The sequence below is a fragment of the Bacillus sp. T2.9-1 genome (assembly GCF_950097965.1).
Lineage (GTDB): Bacteria > Bacillota > Bacilli > Bacillales > Cytobacillaceae > Niallia > Niallia hominis.
In genome coordinates this window covers 78,485-98,746 of record NZ_CATNHG010000141.1, presented here as the reverse complement: position 1 = coordinate 98,746, position 20,262 = coordinate 78,485, and the positions used below count along the sequence as shown (strand labels likewise).

Annotated in this window: 19 protein-coding genes; 7 read left to right on the top strand and 12 right to left on the bottom strand. The window is 37.0% G+C overall.

Annotation, left to right across the window (positions count from 1 at the left end; all coding sequences use genetic code 11):
* Nucleotides 1–10 precede the first annotated feature (10 nt).
* The 3 genes from QQZ16_RS21100 to QQZ16_RS21090 all read right to left on the bottom strand — a co-directional run bounded on the left by QQZ16_RS21100 (nucleotide 11) and on the right by QQZ16_RS21090 (nucleotide 2,476).
* Nucleotides 11–865: a Cof-type HAD-IIB family hydrolase gene (locus QQZ16_RS21100; protein ID WP_235252517.1), complete on the bottom strand. Its 855-nt coding sequence runs from the start codon at nucleotides 863–865 to the stop codon at nucleotides 11–13.
* 803 nt (nucleotides 866–1,668) lie between these two features.
* Nucleotides 1,669–1,875 carry a hypothetical protein gene (locus QQZ16_RS21095; RefSeq protein ID WP_284561752.1) on the bottom strand — a complete coding sequence of 69 codons (207 nt, stop codon included), beginning with the start codon at nucleotides 1,873–1,875 and terminating at the stop codon, nucleotides 1,669–1,671.
* 292 nt (nucleotides 1,876–2,167) lie between these two features.
* Entirely contained in the window at nucleotides 2,168–2,476 is a 309-nt protein-coding gene (locus QQZ16_RS21090; protein WP_235251730.1) for a hypothetical protein, read from the bottom strand.
* A 461-nt stretch (nucleotides 2,477–2,937) separates the two neighbouring features.
* On the opposite strand from QQZ16_RS21090, the gene QQZ16_RS21085 reads away from it, so the two are divergent.
* The 5 genes from QQZ16_RS21085 (at nucleotide 2,938) to QQZ16_RS21065 (ending at nucleotide 9,912) form a co-directional block, all read left to right on the top strand.
* The gene (locus QQZ16_RS21085) at nucleotides 2,938–4,335 is read left to right on the top strand and encodes a cytochrome ubiquinol oxidase subunit I (RefSeq protein WP_396953887.1); all 1,398 of its coding nucleotides are present in this window, start codon (nucleotides 2,938–2,940) and stop codon (nucleotides 4,333–4,335) included.
* Nucleotides 4,328–5,344: a cytochrome d ubiquinol oxidase subunit II gene (gene cydB, locus QQZ16_RS21080; protein ID WP_031537709.1), complete on the top strand. Its 1,017-nt coding sequence runs from the start codon at nucleotides 4,328–4,330 to the stop codon at nucleotides 5,342–5,344. The genes QQZ16_RS21085 and cydB overlap by 8 nt, the downstream gene beginning before the upstream one ends.
* Nucleotides 5,344–7,044, top strand: a complete 1,701-nt coding sequence (gene cydD / locus QQZ16_RS21075) for a thiol reductant ABC exporter subunit CydD (protein ID WP_235251731.1) — start codon at nucleotides 5,344–5,346, stop codon at nucleotides 7,042–7,044. Before cydB ends, cydD begins: the two co-directional genes overlap by 1 nt.
* A gap of 12 nt (nucleotides 7,045–7,056) precedes the next feature.
* Entirely contained in the window at nucleotides 7,057–8,790 is a 1,734-nt protein-coding gene (cydC, locus tag QQZ16_RS21070; RefSeq protein WP_048717407.1) for a thiol reductant ABC exporter subunit CydC, read from the top strand.
* A gap of 198 nt (nucleotides 8,791–8,988) precedes the next feature.
* Entirely contained in the window at nucleotides 8,989–9,912 is a 924-nt protein-coding gene (locus QQZ16_RS21065) for a DMT family transporter (RefSeq protein ID WP_235251732.1), read from the top strand.
* 56 nt (nucleotides 9,913–9,968) lie between these two features.
* On the opposite strand, the gene ybaK is transcribed toward QQZ16_RS21065, so the two are convergent.
* The gene (gene ybaK, locus QQZ16_RS21060) at nucleotides 9,969–10,445 is read right to left on the bottom strand and encodes a Cys-tRNA(Pro) deacylase (RefSeq protein ID WP_031537701.1); all 477 of its coding nucleotides are present in this window, start codon (nucleotides 10,443–10,445) and stop codon (nucleotides 9,969–9,971) included.
* A 153-nt stretch (nucleotides 10,446–10,598) separates the two neighbouring features.
* Between ybaK and QQZ16_RS21055 the strand changes: the two genes are divergently transcribed.
* Entirely contained in the window at nucleotides 10,599–11,321 is a 723-nt protein-coding gene (locus tag QQZ16_RS21055) for a class I SAM-dependent methyltransferase (RefSeq protein ID WP_235251733.1), read from the top strand.
* Nucleotides 11,322–11,356: 35 nt separating this feature from the next.
* Here the strand turns inward: QQZ16_RS21055 and QQZ16_RS21050 are convergent, their stop codons facing one another.
* From QQZ16_RS21050 to QQZ16_RS21030, 5 genes are all read right to left on the bottom strand, one after another.
* Nucleotides 11,357–12,265 (bottom strand): NAD(P)/FAD-dependent oxidoreductase, encoded by a 909-nt coding sequence (locus QQZ16_RS21050; RefSeq protein WP_048717413.1) that lies wholly within the window; start codon nucleotides 12,263–12,265, stop codon nucleotides 11,357–11,359.
* Nucleotides 12,266–12,419: 154 nt separating this feature from the next.
* Nucleotides 12,420–13,748, bottom strand: coding sequence for a 6-phospho-beta-glucosidase (locus tag QQZ16_RS21045; protein ID WP_031537696.1), 1,329 nt, complete (start codon nucleotides 13,746–13,748; stop codon nucleotides 12,420–12,422).
* A 226-nt stretch (nucleotides 13,749–13,974) separates the two neighbouring features.
* Complete coding sequence (locus QQZ16_RS21040; RefSeq protein WP_031537695.1) at nucleotides 13,975–14,433, bottom strand: threonine/serine exporter family protein; 459 nt, start codon at nucleotides 14,431–14,433, stop codon at nucleotides 13,975–13,977.
* A 15-nt stretch (nucleotides 14,434–14,448) separates the two neighbouring features.
* On the bottom strand, nucleotides 14,449–15,213 hold the full coding sequence (locus tag QQZ16_RS21035) for a threonine/serine exporter family protein (RefSeq protein ID WP_048717417.1): 765 nt from the start codon (nucleotides 15,211–15,213) through the stop codon (nucleotides 14,449–14,451).
* A gap of 533 nt (nucleotides 15,214–15,746) precedes the next feature.
* Entirely contained in the window at nucleotides 15,747–16,073 is a 327-nt protein-coding gene (locus QQZ16_RS21030; protein ID WP_016202571.1) for a MerR family transcriptional regulator, read from the bottom strand.
* A gap of 250 nt (nucleotides 16,074–16,323) precedes the next feature.
* Here QQZ16_RS21030 and QQZ16_RS21025 point away from each other — a divergent pair, with 250 nt between their 5' ends.
* A complete protein-coding gene (locus QQZ16_RS21025) occupies nucleotides 16,324–16,461 on the top strand; it encodes a hypothetical protein (RefSeq protein ID WP_192840934.1) in 138 nt (45 codons plus the stop codon).
* A gap of 324 nt (nucleotides 16,462–16,785) precedes the next feature.
* Here the strand turns inward: QQZ16_RS21025 and QQZ16_RS21020 are convergent, their stop codons facing one another.
* From QQZ16_RS21020 to ald, 3 genes are all read right to left on the bottom strand, one after another.
* A complete protein-coding gene (locus QQZ16_RS21020; RefSeq protein WP_048717420.1) occupies nucleotides 16,786–17,772 on the bottom strand; it encodes an ABC transporter permease in 987 nt (328 codons plus the stop codon).
* Nucleotides 17,769–18,710 (bottom strand): ABC transporter ATP-binding protein, encoded by a 942-nt coding sequence (locus QQZ16_RS21015; RefSeq protein WP_235251734.1) that lies wholly within the window; start codon nucleotides 18,708–18,710, stop codon nucleotides 17,769–17,771. The genes QQZ16_RS21020 and QQZ16_RS21015 overlap by 4 nt, the downstream gene beginning before the upstream one ends.
* Nucleotides 18,711–18,965: 255 nt before the next feature.
* A complete protein-coding gene (ald, locus tag QQZ16_RS21010; RefSeq protein ID WP_031537689.1) occupies nucleotides 18,966–20,102 on the bottom strand; it encodes an alanine dehydrogenase in 1,137 nt (378 codons plus the stop codon).
* Nucleotides 20,103–20,262 lie beyond the last annotated feature (160 nt).

The window sequence follows — 20,262 nt, the reverse complement described above, 5'->3', positions numbered from 1 at the left end:
TTGCTGCCTCTTATACCTCTAATGCTTTTCTAATCGCTTGAGCTACGCCACTTTCTTCATTTGTTCCTGTCACAAAATGGCATTGACGTTGAATATCTTCCACTGCATTACCCATTGCTACTGCTCTGCCTGCTTTTTGAAACATGGAAACATCATTATAATTATCCCCAATTGCCATCGTGTTTGAAAGAGAAATATTACGAGCGTTCACAAACTCCTCTAGGGCCACTCCTTTTTGTGCATGAACAGAAGTAATTTCTAAGTTCTCCTTACCAGAAGCACTTATTGCTACCCCTACAAGCTTAGTCAACTCTTCTCTAACATTGCCTAAAACGATTGGATCAAAATGGAAGGCTAATAATTTATAAATAATTTGGTCATCATCTTCAAATAATTCTTCATAGCTATCTAATTGGTGAATAACCGCTAATCGTTCTTCAGCCGCTCTTTTTATCTCTTCCATATCCTTAACATGGCCACTCACAGTAAAGATATCCATAATAAGGGATCTGGCTACTGTTTTATCTACTGTATACGTCCCTCTATTGGTGTAAACCTCATAATATACTTGATGTTTATGTAAAAGTTCCGCAATTTGTCTCGCTAGACCTTTACTTAATGGGTTCGTATCAACGATGACATGCTCATTTGTTCTTATTTCTGCCCCATTTGCACAAATCATCGGTGTGATAATTCCGGCATCCTTTAAAAGATCTCCAGCTTCTTCATACGCACGGCCAGTAGCAATTACTACTTCTACACCCTTAGCTTGTGCATCTTTAATTGCTTCTCGATTTTCTTCTGTAATTTCTTGCGTGGATGTTAATAACGTACCATCCATATCAATCGCTATGCATCTAATCATCTAAACACCCTCAAATCTTTTATTCATCTTAATTATTTTCGAATTCTCATACTCCTGTATCATCATATCATGAAAGAACAAGCAACAAAAGGAAGAGAACTTTAAGAGTCGCTTGTCTTTTTGTAAATTATTTTGCGGATTCTGCGGCTTTTCTTGCAACTTCTGCATTTTTACTTGCGACTTTCTCAACTTACTTGCAACTTCTGCAACTTTTCTTGCGACTTCTGCATTTTTATTTGCAACTTTCTCAACTTACTTGCGACTTTAGCAACTTTACTTGCCACTTCCGCATTTTTACTTGCGACTCCCTCAACTTACTTGCGACTTCTGCAGATTTTCTTGCGACTTCCGCATTTTTACTTGCACTTTCTCAACTTACTTGCGACTTTAGCTGCTTTTCTTGCAGCTTCTGCAACTTTACTTGCCACTTCCGCATTTTTACTTGCGACTCCCTCAACTTACTTGCTACTTCTGCAGATTTTCTTGCGACTTCCGCATTTTTACTTGCAACTTTCTCAACTTACTTGCGACTTTAGCTGCTTTTCTTGCAGCTTCTGCAACTTTACTTGCCACTTCCGCATTTTTACTTGCGACTCCCTCAACTTACTTGCTACTTCTGCAACTTTTCTTGCAACTTCTACAACTTTTCTTGCAACTTCTGCAACTTACTTGCGACTTCTACAACTTACTTGCGACTTCTGCAACTTTTCTTGCTACTTCTGCAACTTTACTTGCAACTTCTGCAACTTTACTTGCTACTTCTACAACTTTACTTGCTACTTCTGCAACTTTTCTTGCAACTTCTACAACTTTTCTTGCAACTTCTGCAACTTTTCTTGCAACTTTCTCAACTTACTTGCGACTTCCACATCTTTACTTGCCACTTCCACATCTTTACTTGCGACTTCCGCATCTTTACTTGCGACTTCCGCATCTTTACTTGCGACTTCCGCATCTTTACTTGCAACTTCCACATCTTTTCTTGCAACTTCCACATCTTTCCTTGCCACTTCCGCATTTTTACTTGCGACTCCCTCAACTTACTTGCTACTTCTGCAACTTTACTTGCAACTTCTACAACTTTTCTTGCTACTTCTACAACTTTACTTGCAACTTTCTCAACTTACTTGCAACTTCTACAACTTTTCTTGCGACTTCTACAACTTTACTTGCTACTTCTGCAACTTTACTTGCAACTTCTACAACTTTTCTTGCAACTTCTGCAACTTACTTGCGACTTCTACAACTTACTTGCTACTTCTGCAACTTTTCTTGCTACTTCTGCAACTTTTCTTGCAACTTCTACAACTTTTCTTGCAACTTTCTCAACTTACTTGCGACTTCCACATCTTTTCTTGCGACTTCCACATCTTTACTTGCCACTTCCACATCTTTACTTGCGACTTCCACATCTTTACTTGCCACTTCCACATCTTTACTTGCGACTTCCGCATCTTTACTTGCGACTTCCGCATCTTTACTTGCGACTTCCGCATCTTTACTTGCAACTTCCACATCTTTTCTTGCAACTTCCACATCTTTCCTTGCCACTTCCACATCTTTCCTTGCCATTTCCACATCTTTCCTTGCAACTTCACAACTTACTCGCAAACTCCCACCACTTTTCTCGCCACCGCTACTCTTTCACCATTCTCCTTATTTACCAACCAACTAGCCTCTCTGTTTTCCTTCCCTCCTTACCATTCCTACTAAACCCACTCTCGTTTTTGTCATTTCTGTGAACGAATATGTGAACATTTTTCAAACAATGAGTGAAGTTTACCGCAAACAATCAAAATTTCATTATGATATATCTATCATTCACCTAAAGGGGACGATCGGAAAAAGAAACCTGTTAAAACCTTTCACAACAATGTTTATCGACGTTTTTCATCATCTAATTACATAGGATGATCTTCAAGAAAATAACAATTTTATCTGTTATTCAAGCTTCCTATTTAGCATGCAGCTTATTCCTATTCATCTTATGCAATGATTTTTATCGCTTTTGCGCACAATAAGATTCACAATTTTATTCAAAAAACCAAAAAAAGGAGGAGAAATCCTTGGATATGATTTTTCTATCACGTTTGCAATTTGCTTCAACGACCATTTTCCACTTTCTTTTTGTTCCTATTTCAATCGGTTTAGTATTTATTATCGCAATCATGGAATCTTTTTATGTGAAGACAGGAAATGAAGAATACAAGAAAATGGCTAAATTTTGGGGCAAATTATTTTTAATCAACTTTGTTATCGGAATTGTTACAGGAATTCTTCAAGAATTTCAGTTTGGAATGAACTGGTCTAATTACTCTCGTTTTGTTGGTGATGTTTTCGGTGCACCACTTGCAATTGAAGCATTACTTGCATTCTTTATGGAAAGTACCTTTATCGGATTATGGATATTCGGTTGGGATCGCTTATCGAAAAAAGTACATTTGGCATGTATTTGGTTAACTGCATTTGGAACAACTATTTCTGCCTTCTGGATTCTAGTAGCAAATAGTTTTATGCAACGGCCAGTTGGTTTTGAGATTAATAATGGTCGAGCAGAAATGAATGACTTCTTCGCACTTATTACAAACGGCCAGGTTCTTGTCGAATTCCCTCATACCGTATTTGCCGCATTAGCTACAGGGGCATTCTTAGTATGTGGAATTAGTGCGATTAAATTATTAGGAAAAAAAGATGTAGATTTCTTTAAGAAATCCTTTCAAATCGGTATTACAGTCGCCTTAACTTCTACATTCTTAACACTTGTTGCAGGGCATGCTCAAGCACAATTTTTAGTAGAAACACAACCAATGAAAATGGCTGCTAGTGAAGGATTATGGGAGAACAGTGAAGATCCAGCACCTTGGACTGTTTTTGCCAATATCGATGTAGAAAATAAAGAAAATAGTGCCGAACTAAAGATTCCTTATCTATTGAGCATTCTTTCTTATAACACATTAGATGGAAGTGTGAAAGGGATGAATGAGCTTCAAGCAGAGTATGTTCAGGCATATGGGGACGGTAATTATATTCCTCCAGTCAAAACTACTTTCTGGAGCTTTAGAATAATGGTTGCAGCAGGAGTAGCAATGATTCTCCTCGGCATCTATGGCGTATTTTTAGCATGGAAAAAGAAATTAGTGGCTAAGCCAAATAAATGGTTCTACCGTTTGATGGTTGCAGGGATATCTCTTCCTTTTATTGCAAATACTTCCGGATGGATTATGACGGAGATTGGCAGACAGCCGTGGACTGTTTTCGGATTAATGACAACAGAAGATAGTATTTCTCCAAGTGTTTCAGCAGGTCAAGTATTATTCTCTATTATTGCATTCTGTACGATCTATGCTGTATTAGGTGCAATCATGGTTTATCTATATGTAAAAGTTATTAAAAAAGGGCCATACATGATGGAAAAAGAAGATGCAAAAGTTACGAATGACCCGTTTGCGAAGGAGGGTTTCCATGCTTGAGTTAAATGTCCTTTGGTTTATTTTAGTCGCGGTTTTATTTATCGGATTCTTCTTTTTAGAGGGGTTTGATTTTGGTGTCGGAATGTCAACAAAACTATTAGCAAAAAACGATGTAGAAAAACGGATTCTCATTAATTCGATTGGTCCTTATTGGGACGCTAATGAAGTGTGGTTAATTACTGCAGGAGGTGCCATGTTTGCAGCCTTCCCTCATTGGTATGCTACAATGTTCAGCGGATTTTATACACCACTTGTAGTTGTTTTATTAGCACTGATTGTTCGGGCCACAGGGTTCGAATTCCGTGCAAAAGATAGCCATCCAACATGGAAAAAAACCTGGGATGTTTGTATTTTCTTAGGTAGTTTCCTTCCTCCATTATTATTTGGAGTGGTATTTGCTTGTTTCATGCAAGGTTTGCCAATTGATCAAAATATGGAATTAAAAGCAGGCTTCTTTGATGTTGTAAACTACTATACATTAACAGGCGGTCTTACTGTCCTTGTCCTATGCCTTGTACATGGATTAGTATTTACCACATTACGAACTGTTGGTGATTTACAAGAAAGAGCACGTAACTTAGCACAAAAACTTTTACCTTTACTAGGTATCTTATTAACATTGTTTTCTGCCCTAACGTATATCAAAACAGATATTTTCGAAGAACGTGGCTTAATCCTTTCCTTTATCTTCTCTTTAGGGGTTATTGCCTTTGTAGTTGGTGGATTCTTTATTTCTCGAAAAATGGACGGCTGGGCTTTCGGAATGACTGGTGCAGTTATCACTTTATCCTTTGCCTCTATTTTCATCGGCTTATTCCCTAGAGTAATGGTTAGTTCGATAAGTGATGCTTTTAGCTTAACGATTCAAAACGCAGCTTCCGGTAACTACTCTTTAAAAGTAATGACGATTGTGGCTTTAACTCTTCTGCCTTTTGTTTTAGGCTATCAGATTTGGAGCTATATTGTATTCCGGAAACGTATTACTGAAAAGTCCCATTTAGAATACTAATGGATAAAAATCTATTAAAACTTAATGGAATCAAGCCGATTCTTGTTCTTATTGGAATATTAACAATTGTAGAAGGAGCTGCTATTATTCTGCAGGCCAAATGGCTTGCAGAAATAATAGCCTCTTTATATAACGGAAACACCTTTCAAGAGCAGTATGTAAAAATCATATTGTTCTTATTAGCTTTTTTAGGAAGACACTTCTTGCACACGGTTCAACAAAATATCGCGACATCGTTTGCTGAAAAAACAAGCAAGGAGCTACGTTTTCATTTAATGCAAAAACTATTCGAGCTTGGGCCAAAATACACAAAAAAACAAGGCAGCGGGAACATTGCGACCCTTGTCCTTGAAGGCGTAACTCAATATAGAACCTACTTGGAACTTTTCTTACCAAGAATGCTTGCTACAGGGGTTATTCCTGGCATGATTATTCTATTTGTATATTGGAATGACTGGCTCTCAGGTGTAATCCTAACAGTTACAATGCCGATTTTAATCGTTTTTTTAATACTTGTTGGCATGGCAGCTAGCAGTCAAATGGATCGCCAACTAGCAACATACAAAGTCCTATCCAATCATTTCTTAGACTCATTAAGAGGGTTAGAAACACTTAAATTTTTAGGAAGAAGCAGACAGCACAGTGAAAAAATCGAAAAGGTTAGTGAACAATATCGGGGAGCAACGATGAAAACATTGCGATTAGCGTTTTTATCCTCTTTTTCCTTAGACTTCTTTACGTCCCTTTCTGTTGCAGTTGTTGCTGTTAATTTAGGTTTGCGCTTAATAAATGGTGAATTAGTGTTATTGCCCGCCTTAATGATTCTTATTTTGGCACCAGAATTCTTTCTACCCGTGCGGATGGTTGGAGCAGATTTTCATGCAACATTAGACGGAAAGGAAGCTGGGGAAGCAATTCAACAAATCATTCAAATTCCAACACCTGAACAAGGAACTGGTCAATCCATTTCTCTAGGTGACAAACCATCCCTTGCCTTTCATAACGTTGCATTTCGACACCGTCCAGAGGAAGCAGTAACTTTAAAAAATCTCTCATTTATGATTGATGGATATAAAAAAATTGGCATTGTCGGTGAAAGTGGTGCTGGTAAGTCTACTCTTATTGATCTGCTAAGCGGATTTTCAAACCATTGTAATGGGACCATTTCTTTAAATGGCGATGCTATTCCTAGTCTAATGGCAGATGAATGGAGACAGCTTACTACGTATATCCCACAATCTCCTTATATCTTTAGCATGACATTACGGGAGAATATTGCTTTTTACCATCCAGAAGCTACAGATGAAGAAATTATCCAAGCATTAAAAGCAACTGGTTTATATGATATTTTCACAACCTTCCCTAATGGTCTAGATGAAGTGCTAGGCGATGGGGGAAGGAATTTAAGTGGTGGACAGGAACAAAGAATTGCTTTAGCTAGAGCGTTTTTAACGAATCGAAAAATCATGCTGTTAGATGAACCTACTTCCCATTTAGATATCGAAACTGAATTTGAATTAAAGGAAACGATGCTGCCACTATTTAACGATAAGCTTGTTTTCCTTGCGACACATCGACTTCACTGGATGAAAGACATGGATTATATCTTTGTTATGAATCAAGGCGAAATTGTAGAAACAGGCACACATGAAGAATTAATGGTAGCCAAAGGTTACTATTATAAGCTATTACAGCAGTAAGGAGGAGCTCAGTTGAATGAAAACAAATGGATTTTCCCATTTCTAAAAGCAAATAAAAGCCGTATTACCTTCATACTTTTTTTGAGTATCCTTGCTTTACTTACAGCTGCGATGCTTACCTTTACGTCTGGCTATCTTATTTCTAAATCAGCCATTCCTGTTGAAAATATTTTGATGGTATATGTGCCGATTGTTGGTGTAAGAACCTTTGGTATTAGCCGAGCTGTGTTTAGCTATTTGGAAAAGTTAGCTGGTCATCATACCGTCCTACGTATTTTATCGAAAATGCGCTTAAAGCTCTACCAAATTTTAGAACCACAGGCTTTATTTTTAAAGAACAGATTTAAAGTAGGCGATATGTTAGGTATTCTTTCTGAAGATATTGAGAAGCTACAAAATATTTATTTGCGGACTATTTTCCCGACTTTTGCAACAATCGTATTGTATATCATTGTTGTCTGTGCGATTGGCATTTTAGATGTTCCTTTCGCTTTCCTTATGGCACTATATTTAGGATTGTTATTATTCTTTTTCCCTGTTCTTTCTTTAGTACTTATGCGCCAAAAACAAAGAGCATTTAAACAAAGAAGAAATGGACTCTATCAAAAACTAACAGATAGTATTTTAGGAATAAGTGATTGGGTGATTAGTGGTCGTTCCAAAAGCTTTATAAAAGAGTACGAAAAAGAGGAAGCGATTGTTGCAAAGATCAATCATCAGCTTGTTCAATTTACTCTTTGGCGCAACTTAGTTTCACAGGCAGTTGCTGCCCTTATTATCCTTTCTCTCGTATTCTGGTCTAGTCAACAATATGTAGAAGGAAATATACCTGTTACCTTAATTGCTGCTATCATTCTTGTTGCCTTACCAATTCTCGATGCTTTTTTAGTCGTATCTGACGCGTTTGAAAAGCTGCCTGCTTATCAAGATTCTCTAGCCAGACTTAGAAAGCTAGAAGTACCTATACAAAAAAAGGCACCTAATCGTGTAGCAATCGAAACGGATCAGGTGGATATTCAGGTAAATCAAGTTTCTTGCCGCTATGATCAAGAGCAAGCATTTTCTCTATCAAATGTAAGCTTGGACATTCCACAAGGAAAAAAAATAGCCGTAATTGGACGAAGTGGTGCTGGTAAGTCGACCTTATTAAAATTAATACAAGGAGTTATCGAGCCAACAGCAGGTAGTGTAACATTTAACGGAGAATCAGCTGCTTCCTTTCAGGCAGATACTTCTTCCATTATTTCTGTACTAAATCAAACACCTCACCTGTTTGCTACGACGCTCCGAAATAATATTTTACTAGGTGTAGAAGAAGCGACAGAGGAAGAACTGGCAAACGCCATTAAATTGGCACAATTAGAGGATTTGGTTTCCTCTTTATCGAACGGCTTGGATACTTTTATGGAGGAAACTGGGCAACGCTTTTCTGGCGGAGAGAGACAAAGAGTAGCATTAGCAAGAATTTTGCTACAAAAAACTCCTATTGTCCTTATGGATGAACCAAATGCGAGTCTTGATCCAAAGACAGAAAAAGCATTACTTAATACAATCTTTTCCTCATTAAATGGAAAAACGTTGATTTGGATTACCCACCATTTAGTAGGTGTGGAAGAAATGGATGAAATCATTTTTATGGATCATGGCGAAATTGTTCTAAGAGGAAGCCACAAAGAACTTCTTGAAACAAGTAGCCGCTATCAAAACCTGTATGCCTTAGACCATCCAGATTTTCATCTATCATAATGGGAGGCGATTTTCTATCGAAGATCGCCTCCCGTTATGAAAAGAAATGGATGAAAACTACTCCGAATAAACGATCAATTCCCTATTTCTTTTAGACCCCAAAGATGTAAGAACAAAATATACTTTTCTGTATATTCAAACTTCTATATTTTTTATATAATAGGAACAAAATCTATTACGACAAAAGAGGAAATATAAATGAAACGAAAGTCTATTGGGATATTCCTTGTTCTAACTGCCGCTATTTCATGGGGAGTTTCTGGCTCTGTAGCACAATTTTTATTCACTCACAAGCAATTTAGCACTGGCTGGCTTGTGTGTATTCGCCTTCTTACTAGCGGTGCTTTACTACTGCTTTATTTAGGCTTAACAAGTAAAACAGACATATGGGGTATTTGGAAAAGAAGAGCTAGCGTGGTAAATATACTTATTTTCGGACTGCTGGGAATGGCTGGAGTTCAGTTTACTTATTTTGCTGCGATAGAAAGCAGCAATGCAGCAACAGCCACGTTATTGCAGTACTTAGCACCTGTCCTTATTATTCTTTATACTGCTCTTATCAGAAAAACTATCCCTCCCTTTCAGCATATAGTTGGAATCATTACTGCTTTATTAGGGACCTATTTTCTAGTATCTGCTGGGAGTTTTTCGACCATTTCCATTAAACCTGAAGCTTTAGCCTGGGGATTAAGCTCTGCCTTCTTTCTTGCCCTGTACACCTTACAGCCTGCTCAGTTGTTGAAGGAATTCGGCTCTACAGTGGTTGTCGCATGGGGAATGATCCTTGGTGGTTTTGGAATGTCGTTTTTCTATCCGCCTTGGAAGACCGGAGATGGGATATTTACCTTATCTTCTATCCTAGCAATTGTATTTGTCATATTATTTGGTACTTTGATCGCCTTCTTCTGTTATTTAGAAAGCTTAAAGCATTTGGAGGCAGCGGAGACTAGTTTGCTATCATGTGCAGAGCCATTATCCGCAGCATTCCTTGCCGTTATATGGTTAAAGGTTCCATTTAATATATATGAATGGATAGGCGCTTTTTTTATTTTAACCACCATTTTATTGCTTTCTCTTAAACGTAGAAGCACAGAAAGAGAATTAGCAGAGAAGCCGATTTAGTAAAGTTATAGGCTCAAGCACAGAGATTAGTTAAGTGCATGAGCCGAACCATTTCCTCAATGAATAACCTCTTCCACCTTTGCATCTGTAACCTGGATTAACAGCTCAACAGCTATTTCGATTTGAACACCAATCTTTCCGCCACTAACAATGATCGCAGATTGCTTGTCCGCACTTTTATCTAAGATGGTTTCATACTTTTTCTTCATACCAATTGGTGAACAGCCTCCCCGAATATAGCCAGTTAACTTTTGAATATCCTTCACTGCAATCATTTCGATTTTTTTAGCCTTTACTACTTTAGCTGCTTTTTTTAAATCAAGCTCTGCTGCAACAGGGATAACAAATACATAAACTCCCGAGCCACCATCTTTCACCACAAGTGTTTTGTACACCATTTCTATTTCTTTGTCAATCTTGCCCGCAACGGAAACGCCGTCAATTTTCCCATCCTTATTGTCATATGTATGAATACTGTATGGAATCTTTTCGGCGTCCAATATTCGCATTGCATTTGTTTTAGTAATAGCCATGTATTCTCTTCCTTTCCCCACTAAGTGTAAATTCTTCCCTTATTAAACCTTATCATAACAAAGTGAAAAGGAGTGTTAAATAATCTCGAACCAATGCAGCTTATTCCTCATATAGTATGGAAAAGTAGAAATTGACTTGTTGGGAGGAAAAAGATGAAACCGACCTATCAAGATGCCCTAGCTTATTTTGGGGTAAGTGGTGCACATCCAGGTGGATTAACGTTAACAAAGTTCTTATTAGAGCAGGAAAAAATCACCGAAGAAACAACACTCCTAGATGGCGGCTGTGGTACTGGCCAGACAGCTGCCTATATAAAAAAGAATTACCCTTGTTCTGTAACAGGTATTGACTACCATCCCACTATGGTAAAAAGAGCAAATAAACGTTTTGAAAAAGAGCATATTTCCATCCAATTAGTTCAAGGCAGCTTAGAAAAAATGCCCTTTCCTTCCGATAGTTTCGACATTATATTAGTAGAATCCGTGCTTATTTTTACTAATTGCAAAAACTCTCTTGCCGAAATCAAAAGAGTGCTAAAACCTGGTGGTGTCCTTCTTTTGGTAGAAATGACAGCTGAAAGAGCTCTTTATGCAATGGAACACCAGAATATGTGTGAAGTATATGGGATTGAGAAAGTTTATACAGAAAAGGAATGGATCAATTTGATGAAGGAAGCAGGATTCCCAAAAGTAGAAGTAACGCTTGGCCACTCTGTTTTTTCTCATATGATGACAGGAATGGAACCAGAGGACGAAGCAATCGATACATCTGTGCCTGTTAATATGCAGTTAGAAGGAAAGCTGATGGATCACTCCTATATTCTTTATACGTATGGAAATATAATCGGCTACCGTGTATATCGAGCTAGCCTTTAAGAAGGAAGAGGTTCTCCTATTTAAGAGACCTCTTTTTATTTTCCACCCTCTTGTAATAAAGCTTTATGAATCCAAATAGCTGCTTGTGAACCCTCTCCCATTGCGATTGTAACCTGTTCAGAATGGGCAACTACATCTCCTGCCGCCCAAACCCCATCTATATTCGTCATTTTCGTGCGCGGATTTACGATAATGTGATTATTTGCCATTATTTCAACTCCTAAAGGAACTGCAAGGTCTGATTTTACTTTATTCCCACCAAATGCAATAAAACTAGATTGTGCTTCTATTTTCTTTCCATCCTCTAATTCATAGCCCTTTATTTGGGAATCATCTGCTATCACTTGTTTTATTTTTGCTGTAAAAATAGGAATATTATTTGCGGCCAATTGCTTTTCCAATTTTTCCTCTACCGCTTCTCCCCCATGGTTAATGTATAGAATATCCTTTGTCCAATACATTAAAGTCATTGCCATATTTGCGCCAACATTTCCGTTACCGATTACGATTGTTTTCTTATCCTTTACTTCATAGCCATCACAATCTGGGCATAAATAGACACTTACTCCTAGACAAGGATATAATTCAGGAAAGGGAGGTATATTATCCATTACTCCTGTTGCAATCAAGATTTTTCGAGAACGAATAATATCTGTTTCTGTTTGAGCAGTAAAATAATTCCCTTCTTTTTTTATAGCCATGACAGTACTTTTAATAAACTTTACTCCTAAATTCTCTGCATGTTTTTTTCCTAAGCTTCGCAATTCATCACCACTTATGCCATCTGGATAACCCAATATATTATGATAGCTTTTACATAAAGTAGAGCGACCATCTTCTGCATCGATAATAAGCACTTCATGGTTATATCTTCCTAATTGAATTGCCGCCTGTAATCCAGCAATGCCACCGCCAATAATAATGCAATCAAAAGTTCTGGTCATCTTCATGTCCCTTCTTTCCATTCAATGATTTCTTTAGTTTTTACGGGGAATTGATTCTTATTCTTCCTTCCCTAATCGATAAGGGCGAATTTACATATACAAAGGAAAAAATGGCTATATAAGCGGTTGCCCGAATATATAGCCATTTTTTCTTTTAGTAAATTACTTCTTCTTTGAAGAATTGTGGTAGGTGCTCTTTATGTGCCTCTAGCATTTCATCTAAAATTTGTTTTGCTACTTTATCAGATGGAAGCAATGGGTTGATTGTCATTGCTAGCAATGCTGTGTGATAATTTCCGGTCACTGCCGCTTCTGCCGACACCCTTTCGAAGGATTTAATTTGTTGAACCAGTCCGCGTACTGCTACAGGTAAATCGCCAATAGCAATTGGCTTTGGTCCATCTCTCGTAATAATACTGCTAATTTCTACTGCTGATTCATCTGGAATACTAGCAATTGCCCCATTATTTATTGTATTCACTGGTTGAATGTCTCTTCTATCGTTATACATCGAATCAATAAGGCTGCAAGCAGCATCACTATAGTATGCTCCTCCTCTTTTTTCTAGCTGCGGTGGTTTTATCGCTAAATTTTCATCTTTATAAAGCTCAAATAGTTCTTTTTCTAATTGCTGAACTACTTCAGCACGAGTACCTTGTTCTGCCGCCTCTTGTAACTCATTTTGAAGCATTTCTGCTTGTTTATAATAATAACGATGATATCCGCAAGGAATAACCCCTAACGCTTTAATAAAATCTGGTTCCCAATCGATGGCTGCAATATTTTTCATCGTATCACTCTTATGCTTCGTCATTTCCTCTAAAAATACTTGCGTAATATTCTTGCCGTCTAAGTATACATTTAGCCCAAATACCATGTGATTTAACCCCGCGAAATCTACATGTACCCGGCTAGATTCTACTTCTAAAAGCTTTGCAACACCCATTTGAATAGAAATCGGCACATTACATAGCCCAATGATTCTCTTCCAGTTGCTATGGCGAAGAACTGCTTCTGTCACCATTCCTGCTGGGTTTGTAAAGTTAATGAGCCAAGCATTTGGACAAAGCTCTTCCATATCCTTTACAATATCCAAAATAACCGGAATTGTTCGTAAACCTTTAAACAATCCTCCTGGACCATTTGTTTCTTGGCCGATTACATTATATTTTAATGGAATTCTTTCGTCTTTTGCACGAGCAGCAAGCAAACCAACACGAAATTGTGTTGTAACAAAATCAGCATCCTTAAGCGCTTCTCTTCGATCTAATGTTAGATGAATATCAATCGGTACTCCAGCCTTTTGCACCATTCTTTTTGCCAAATTCCCTACAATATTTAGCTTTTCTTCCCCTTCTGGAATATCTACTAACCATAGTTCACGAACAGGTAACGAATCATATCTTTTAATAAAACCTTCTACCAATTCAGGTGTGTAGCTCGAACCTCCGCCGATGGTAACAATTTTAACTCCTTTTCTCACAACCGATCGCCTTCTTCCCTTTATTTTTGCAATCCCTTACAAATTTAACAGCCCGCAAGTGTTTTTTCGTATACAACGTTACCTTCTAACCCATTTTAAGTAAATAGAATCAGGATCTTTAGGACTTTTTCACACAGAATGGAACGTGTTCCAAAATAGGAACACTGTGTTTCAATAAAGATTAGAAGGAATATTTTATACAAAAAAGGAGCTGAATAAAGGTCATTTACACCTTATTTAGCCCCTTCTTCCGAGCATGCGCCCTAAATATTAATTGATTTATAACTTCTGAAAACATTAGTCCCATTGCAATGGAACCAGATATTAAACATACCTTCGCTGCAAGACTAACAGCTACATAATAGTCATTCTCTACAAAATGACGCATCGCATTATAGGCTGCTCCTCCGGGTACTAATGGAATAATCCCAGCAACACTAAAAATAATCACTGGAGATTTGTAAACTCTAGCAAACAGTTGACTTATAACCGCTACAAGAAAGGAACCCGATAACGCTGCTAGCACCTCATTATGATAAAAAAATACAATTGCCCAATAGGCCATCCATCCAAGCATCCCTATAAACCCACATTGGACTAATAGCTTTCGAGGAATATGAAAGATAATTCCAAAGCCAAATGTCGCAACAAAGCTAGTGATTGCCTGTGCAAAAAATTCACTCATTTCTATTTCCTCTCCTTAAAAAACCAAAAATGCAACAGCAATTCCTGAACCAATAGCTGTAGCGGTTAAAATCGCCTCCGCTCCTTTTGAGATACCAGATACTAAATGTCCAGCCATCAAATCCCTTACTGCATTTGTTATGAGCAAGCCTGGAACAAGAGGCATCACAGACCCAATAATAATCTTATCCACTTCCGAGCCAAATCCAGTCGAAACAGCAAGAAAAGCAACCACTCCAATCACGAAAGCGGCAGAGACTTCAGCAAAGAACTTTATTTGCAAGACTTTGTGAAAATACAAGGAACACAAGAACCCTAGCCCACCTGCTATAAATGCTGGAATAAAATCTCGCCAAACACCATCGAACATGATTAAAAAACAGCCACTTGCAATAGCTGCGGCCATTACTTGAAACAAATCAGAATACGTACATTTTTCATCTTCTACATCTTTCAATAAATGATATGCTTCATTCATGCCTACCGTCCCCGTACTTATTCTACGAGATATATCATTTACTCGAACAACCTTTTCTAAATTAGTAGTTCGCTCAATAATGCGATTTAATTTTGTCTTTGTTGGTTCTTCTCCTTCTAACGATAAGATAATGCCTGTTGGCGTAACAAAGCAATCGGAGTCTTTCACCCCATAAGCAGTGGCAATTCTTGTCATCGTATCTTCCACCCGATGTGTTTCTGCACCATTCTGTAACATTATACTCCCTGCTAATATGCAAATCTCCATAATGTCGTATGTTTTTTCCACCGAAATATATGTCATACTATCTCTCCATTGAAGAAAAGCATTGGCACCACTTTAACAGACAATCGCTGTAAAAATAAAAGATAGCAAACTGGCCATAAAATACAAATAGGAACAGCTATTGTCTACATCTATGTATGAAAGATCAATTACATTTACATGTCATTTGGTGCAAAGCAATTCTCATAAAATTTACATCCAAGTCATTCTATCGGGATGATTTTGTAAAAATAAATGTTGTTCAATGGGCCTACATATACTGCCCTTTTAGTTGGCCTATGCATTTAGCATGCTCCGCAATACTTCATAATATTTTCTATCGAAACGACACTTATCTTTTAGAATAATCGTGTACGCTAAAATATACTTTTGGATCTTTATCAACAAATTACAGTTTATATGAAATATGGTTATTTTATCAATATTTGAGCAGAATTAAAATGATGGAATTTTTACAGAGAAGAAAAGGAAGGTGAAAAAAATTTTTTCCAAAATAAAAAGTCCATTATCGTATTAAAATGGACTTAACATAAGGACATATATTCTTTTCACTAATCGTTCTGAATCCCAAATCTCGCATTAATTTGACCACGAAGCATTTGTTTTTTTATTTTGCGCTCTTCTTCTTCTTTGTTCTTTTTCATAATTTCTTGTCTGATTTCGTGTGTACGAACGCCTTCTTCTCGTTTATTAGCAATCTCTATGAGTCTTTCTACATCGGAGAATGAATATTTTCGATTTCCTCTTTCTGGCCTCTCTGGAAAAATTAATTTTCTTTGTTCATAATATCGAATCTGTCTTTCTGTTAAACCAGTTAGTTCACTTACGACACCAATCGTTATTACCTTTCTTTTCTTATAGGATGGCTCATGATCCATTACATCTCACCTCATGAAGTTAAATATTAATCTCTCTTATTTTAATTATAATACTTTTCAGATAAAACAGAACACTATTTGTTATATTTCCTAACACAAAAATCAAAAAATAGGTAAGATTTCCTTACATTTTTAATGATTTTTTATTTATTTTGCGTTAAAATGCTAAATGTATAAACTATTACTTGAAGTTCTTTGCAAGGAATAGGTATTAGGTATTATTTTTATGAACGGAGAGGAGCCTTCTTACATGATAACCAAAGAAGCAGTTGATTTAGCTAAAAAGATTGTGGAGCTGGATCTTATGAGAGACGAGATTTGGGAACACTTAGCAGAGGTTGCTGGTGAACACGCCCACGAACTTCTTCGAATGGTTCAAAATAGCTAAATAAACTGTATAACCTTCACAATTCATGTTCTTTATATATGGGGATCTCCAAACCAAACAAGGTTTATGAGATCCCCATCTTTTATTTTAGCGTTTTATTTAGACTCGAATCTGCTCCGCATTAAATTTTTCCGCTTCACTTCCATAAACTTCTCCAACCAAGTGATATTTCTTCCTATCTGCTGTTAATAAATCTAACATCATTTTATAAGAATACTTCCATTACTGCAAGTGAACGTTTGAATTTTTTTAATACTCTAACAAAAAAAGGCCATCTATCCTAATTCCCGTAAATGCAGGATTGGAATAGATGACCCTTATTAATTAAATACTAACATCTTTCTTTTGGAAAAACCAAAAGGTGATTATCATAAATAGAGCATAATAGATAAATAGGATACCTAAAGAGGCTGGCATCGTTATTGTCTCGATTATTTTGTCCTGGAATAGGAAAATGGTTTGATCCAAATGTGGGAATGGCAATACTTTTAACCAAGCGTATTCTGTCGCTAACATTTGAATAATCTGACCAATTGTTGAGGAAACAAACAACACAAACACCCCGACCCCAACAGCTATCGCCTGATTCTTAAATAATGTGGATAGCATAAAGGACAAGCTTAATACAAGCATTAATCCAGGCAAGTAATAAAGAATCATTTTCAAAAATAGCGTTCCACCATTTGCGATGATTTCACCACTCTGCCCCATAACACGCACATTATCCCCAAAGCTTCCTATGCCAAAGAATGCTATGCTTATCAAGTACCCGACAATCATTAAAAAGACAATTAAACTGGCGGTATAAATTAATACAGCAATATATTTGGACAAGAGAATTCTCCATCGTTTATGTGGTCTAATAAGTAATTGCTTAATTGTTCCATCAGAGAATTCAGAGGATACACTTCCAGCGCAAATAATTACCACAAATAAGGTAATTAAAGATTTCATTCCAATAACCATTCCGTTCATATTTGACCAAGCGGTTGTATAGGGACTAACATCCTTCTCTAAATTAGTTTTATAATCTTGAATGTTCATTTCAATTGATTCTTTTGTATCTTCCCAATCAAAAATCCCTTCGCTGTTCATTAATTCTTCTTCCGTCTTCGCTGTAGGCAATTTCTTTTCAAGCTTTGTGATTTCTGACTGGACTGCTGCACGCCAGTCATCCCCTTTATATTGCGGAGTCATTTTCATCTCTAGAACACTTCCACCAATAAGGGCAATTATTAGTATAATAGGGAAAATCCAACTGTTTTTCTTTTCCCAAATCTTGATTAATTCATTTTGTACTAACCCAATCATTTTATCTCCTCCTCTCGCTTCTGATTGGTAATTTCTAAGAAGCGGTCTTCCAACGTTGCTTTTACTACATAAATTCCGTATACAGCAATTTGATTTTCAACAAACAGCTTATTTACTAGCGGAATCGCTTCTTTAGCTACCTTCACGACCAACGCACTATCTTTTCGAGATATGACATCCACTTCCATCCCACTATTTGCAAGCAAATCAACAGCTTTTTCTAGTTCCTCGATTTCAAACGTTACTTCTCTTACACTTACTTCTTCCTCCGAAACTGTTTCGTCCATATTTGAAATATGAATTAACTTCCCTTTTTCAATAATTGCAAACCGATGACACATTAACTGCATTTCCGATAAAAGGTGGGAAGACACTAAAACAGAAATTCCTTCCCTTGCTAATAAATGCAAATAATCTCGAAACTCCCGAATCCCTTGTGGGTCTAACCCATTTGTTGGTTCATCTAAAATCAGAAGAGCTGGTTTATGTAATAATGCCTGTGCTACTCCAAGACGCTGTCTCATGCCCAGCGAATAGGTTTTTACTTTTTGATGGGTGGCATTTTCTAATCCTACTAATTTAATAACTTCATTGAAGCGATCTTCGGTTATTGATTCCTTCGCCATCCTGGCATAATGCTTTAGATTCTTATATCCACTCATATATTTATAGAACTCTGGGTTCTCTACAATTGCCCCTAAGCTGCTCATTGCTTCTGAAAAGTTATTATCAAGATTATAATTATCAATAACAACACTACCATTTGTTCTATTAATCAGACTAACAATCATTCGGATAATTGTTGTCTTCCCCGCTCCATTAGGTCCTAACAACCCAAATATTTCTCCTTTTTCAACAGAAAAACTCACATCATCAACAATATTCCTACCTTTGATTCTTTTTGTAAGATTTTTGACTTCCAATGCATTTAAGCTCATCTTTTTCTCCCTTCTATATCATCACTATAAACCTCTTTCGCTCCCCATAAAATGTATTACTACACTTTTCTTTTACTAATACGATTTTTACTAGAAAAAGTTTCAATTAATTGAACTTTTTTGGAAAATATTTACCCGCAAAAAGTATTGCCTTTCTCCCACTCTCATTGTAATTTTCCTGAAACCATCTAAAAAAACCGCTCTCCCTTGTTTTTTAAAGGAGAACGGTTGTGGATAAGCTTCCATTTATTTTGTTCAGACAGTTGCTGTTGATAAATTATTAATAACTTCTTGGACAGGTGTATAGTCATAGCCAAGATCTGTTGCTACAGGAGCATAGGTGATTTTTCCGGCAAATGTATTTACACCTTGTTTAATAGCATAATTACCCTCAATTGCTGCTACTGCTCCCAGATTTGCAATTTGAAGTGCGTATGGCATTGTTACGTTCGTCAAAGCAATTGTAGATGTTCTTGGAACCGCACCAGGCATATTAGCAACAGCATAATGCACAACTCCATGCTTCACATAGGTAGGATTATCATGTGTTGTAATATGATCTACTGTTTCGAAAATTCCTCCTTGGTCAATTGCCACATCCACAATAACAGAACCTGGCATCATTTTCTTGACCATTTCTTCCGTTACTAGTTTCGGTGCTTTTGCACCTGGAATTAATACAGCACCAATTACTAAGTCTGCATTCACAACTGCGTCTTCAATATTCGCAGGGTTAGAAATTACAGTGCTTAAGCTTGCACCAAATTGATTATCTAATTCTCTTAATCTTTCAGGATTTAAGTCTAATAACGTTACATTTGCTCCTAATCCAATCGCTATCTTTGCAGCGTTCATCCCAACAATACCGCCACCAATGATTGTTACATTTCCCTTTTTCACACCAGGAACGCCCGCTAATAAGATTCCTTTTCCTCCATGCGGCTTTTCTAAGAACTGAGCACCAATTTGGACAGCCATTCTTCCAGCAACCTCACTCATCGGTGTTAATAATGGTAATTTACCATTTGCTTCTATCGTTTCATAAGCTATTCCAATTACACCGTTATCCGTTAAAGCTTTAGCTAATTCCGGTTCTGCTGCTAAATGTAAGTACGTAAACAAAATAAGTCCTTTACGGAAATACTGGTACTCGGATGCTAATGGTTCCTTTACTTTTATAATCATTTCTGCTGTATTCCATACTTGAGCTGCTGAATCGATTATTTTCGCACCTGCTGCAGCATATTCTTCATTTGTAAAGCCACTTCCGAATCCTGCATTTTGTTCTACTAAAATTTCGTGGCCACCATTTTTTAAATAAGACACACCGGAAGGAGTAATTGCGACCCTATTTTCATTGTTTTTAATTTCCTTTGGGATACCAATAATCATCAGAATTCCTCCTTGTTATAAAATCTAACATATTTTGTTAGATATCTTATTAATATAATAGGACGAATTCTGAAAATTATCTTTGTTAAAATTAATGAATCAAAAACTACTCCTTTGTGAAAAAACACAAAGAGAAAAGAGGACTGGTTGTCGTGCCCAA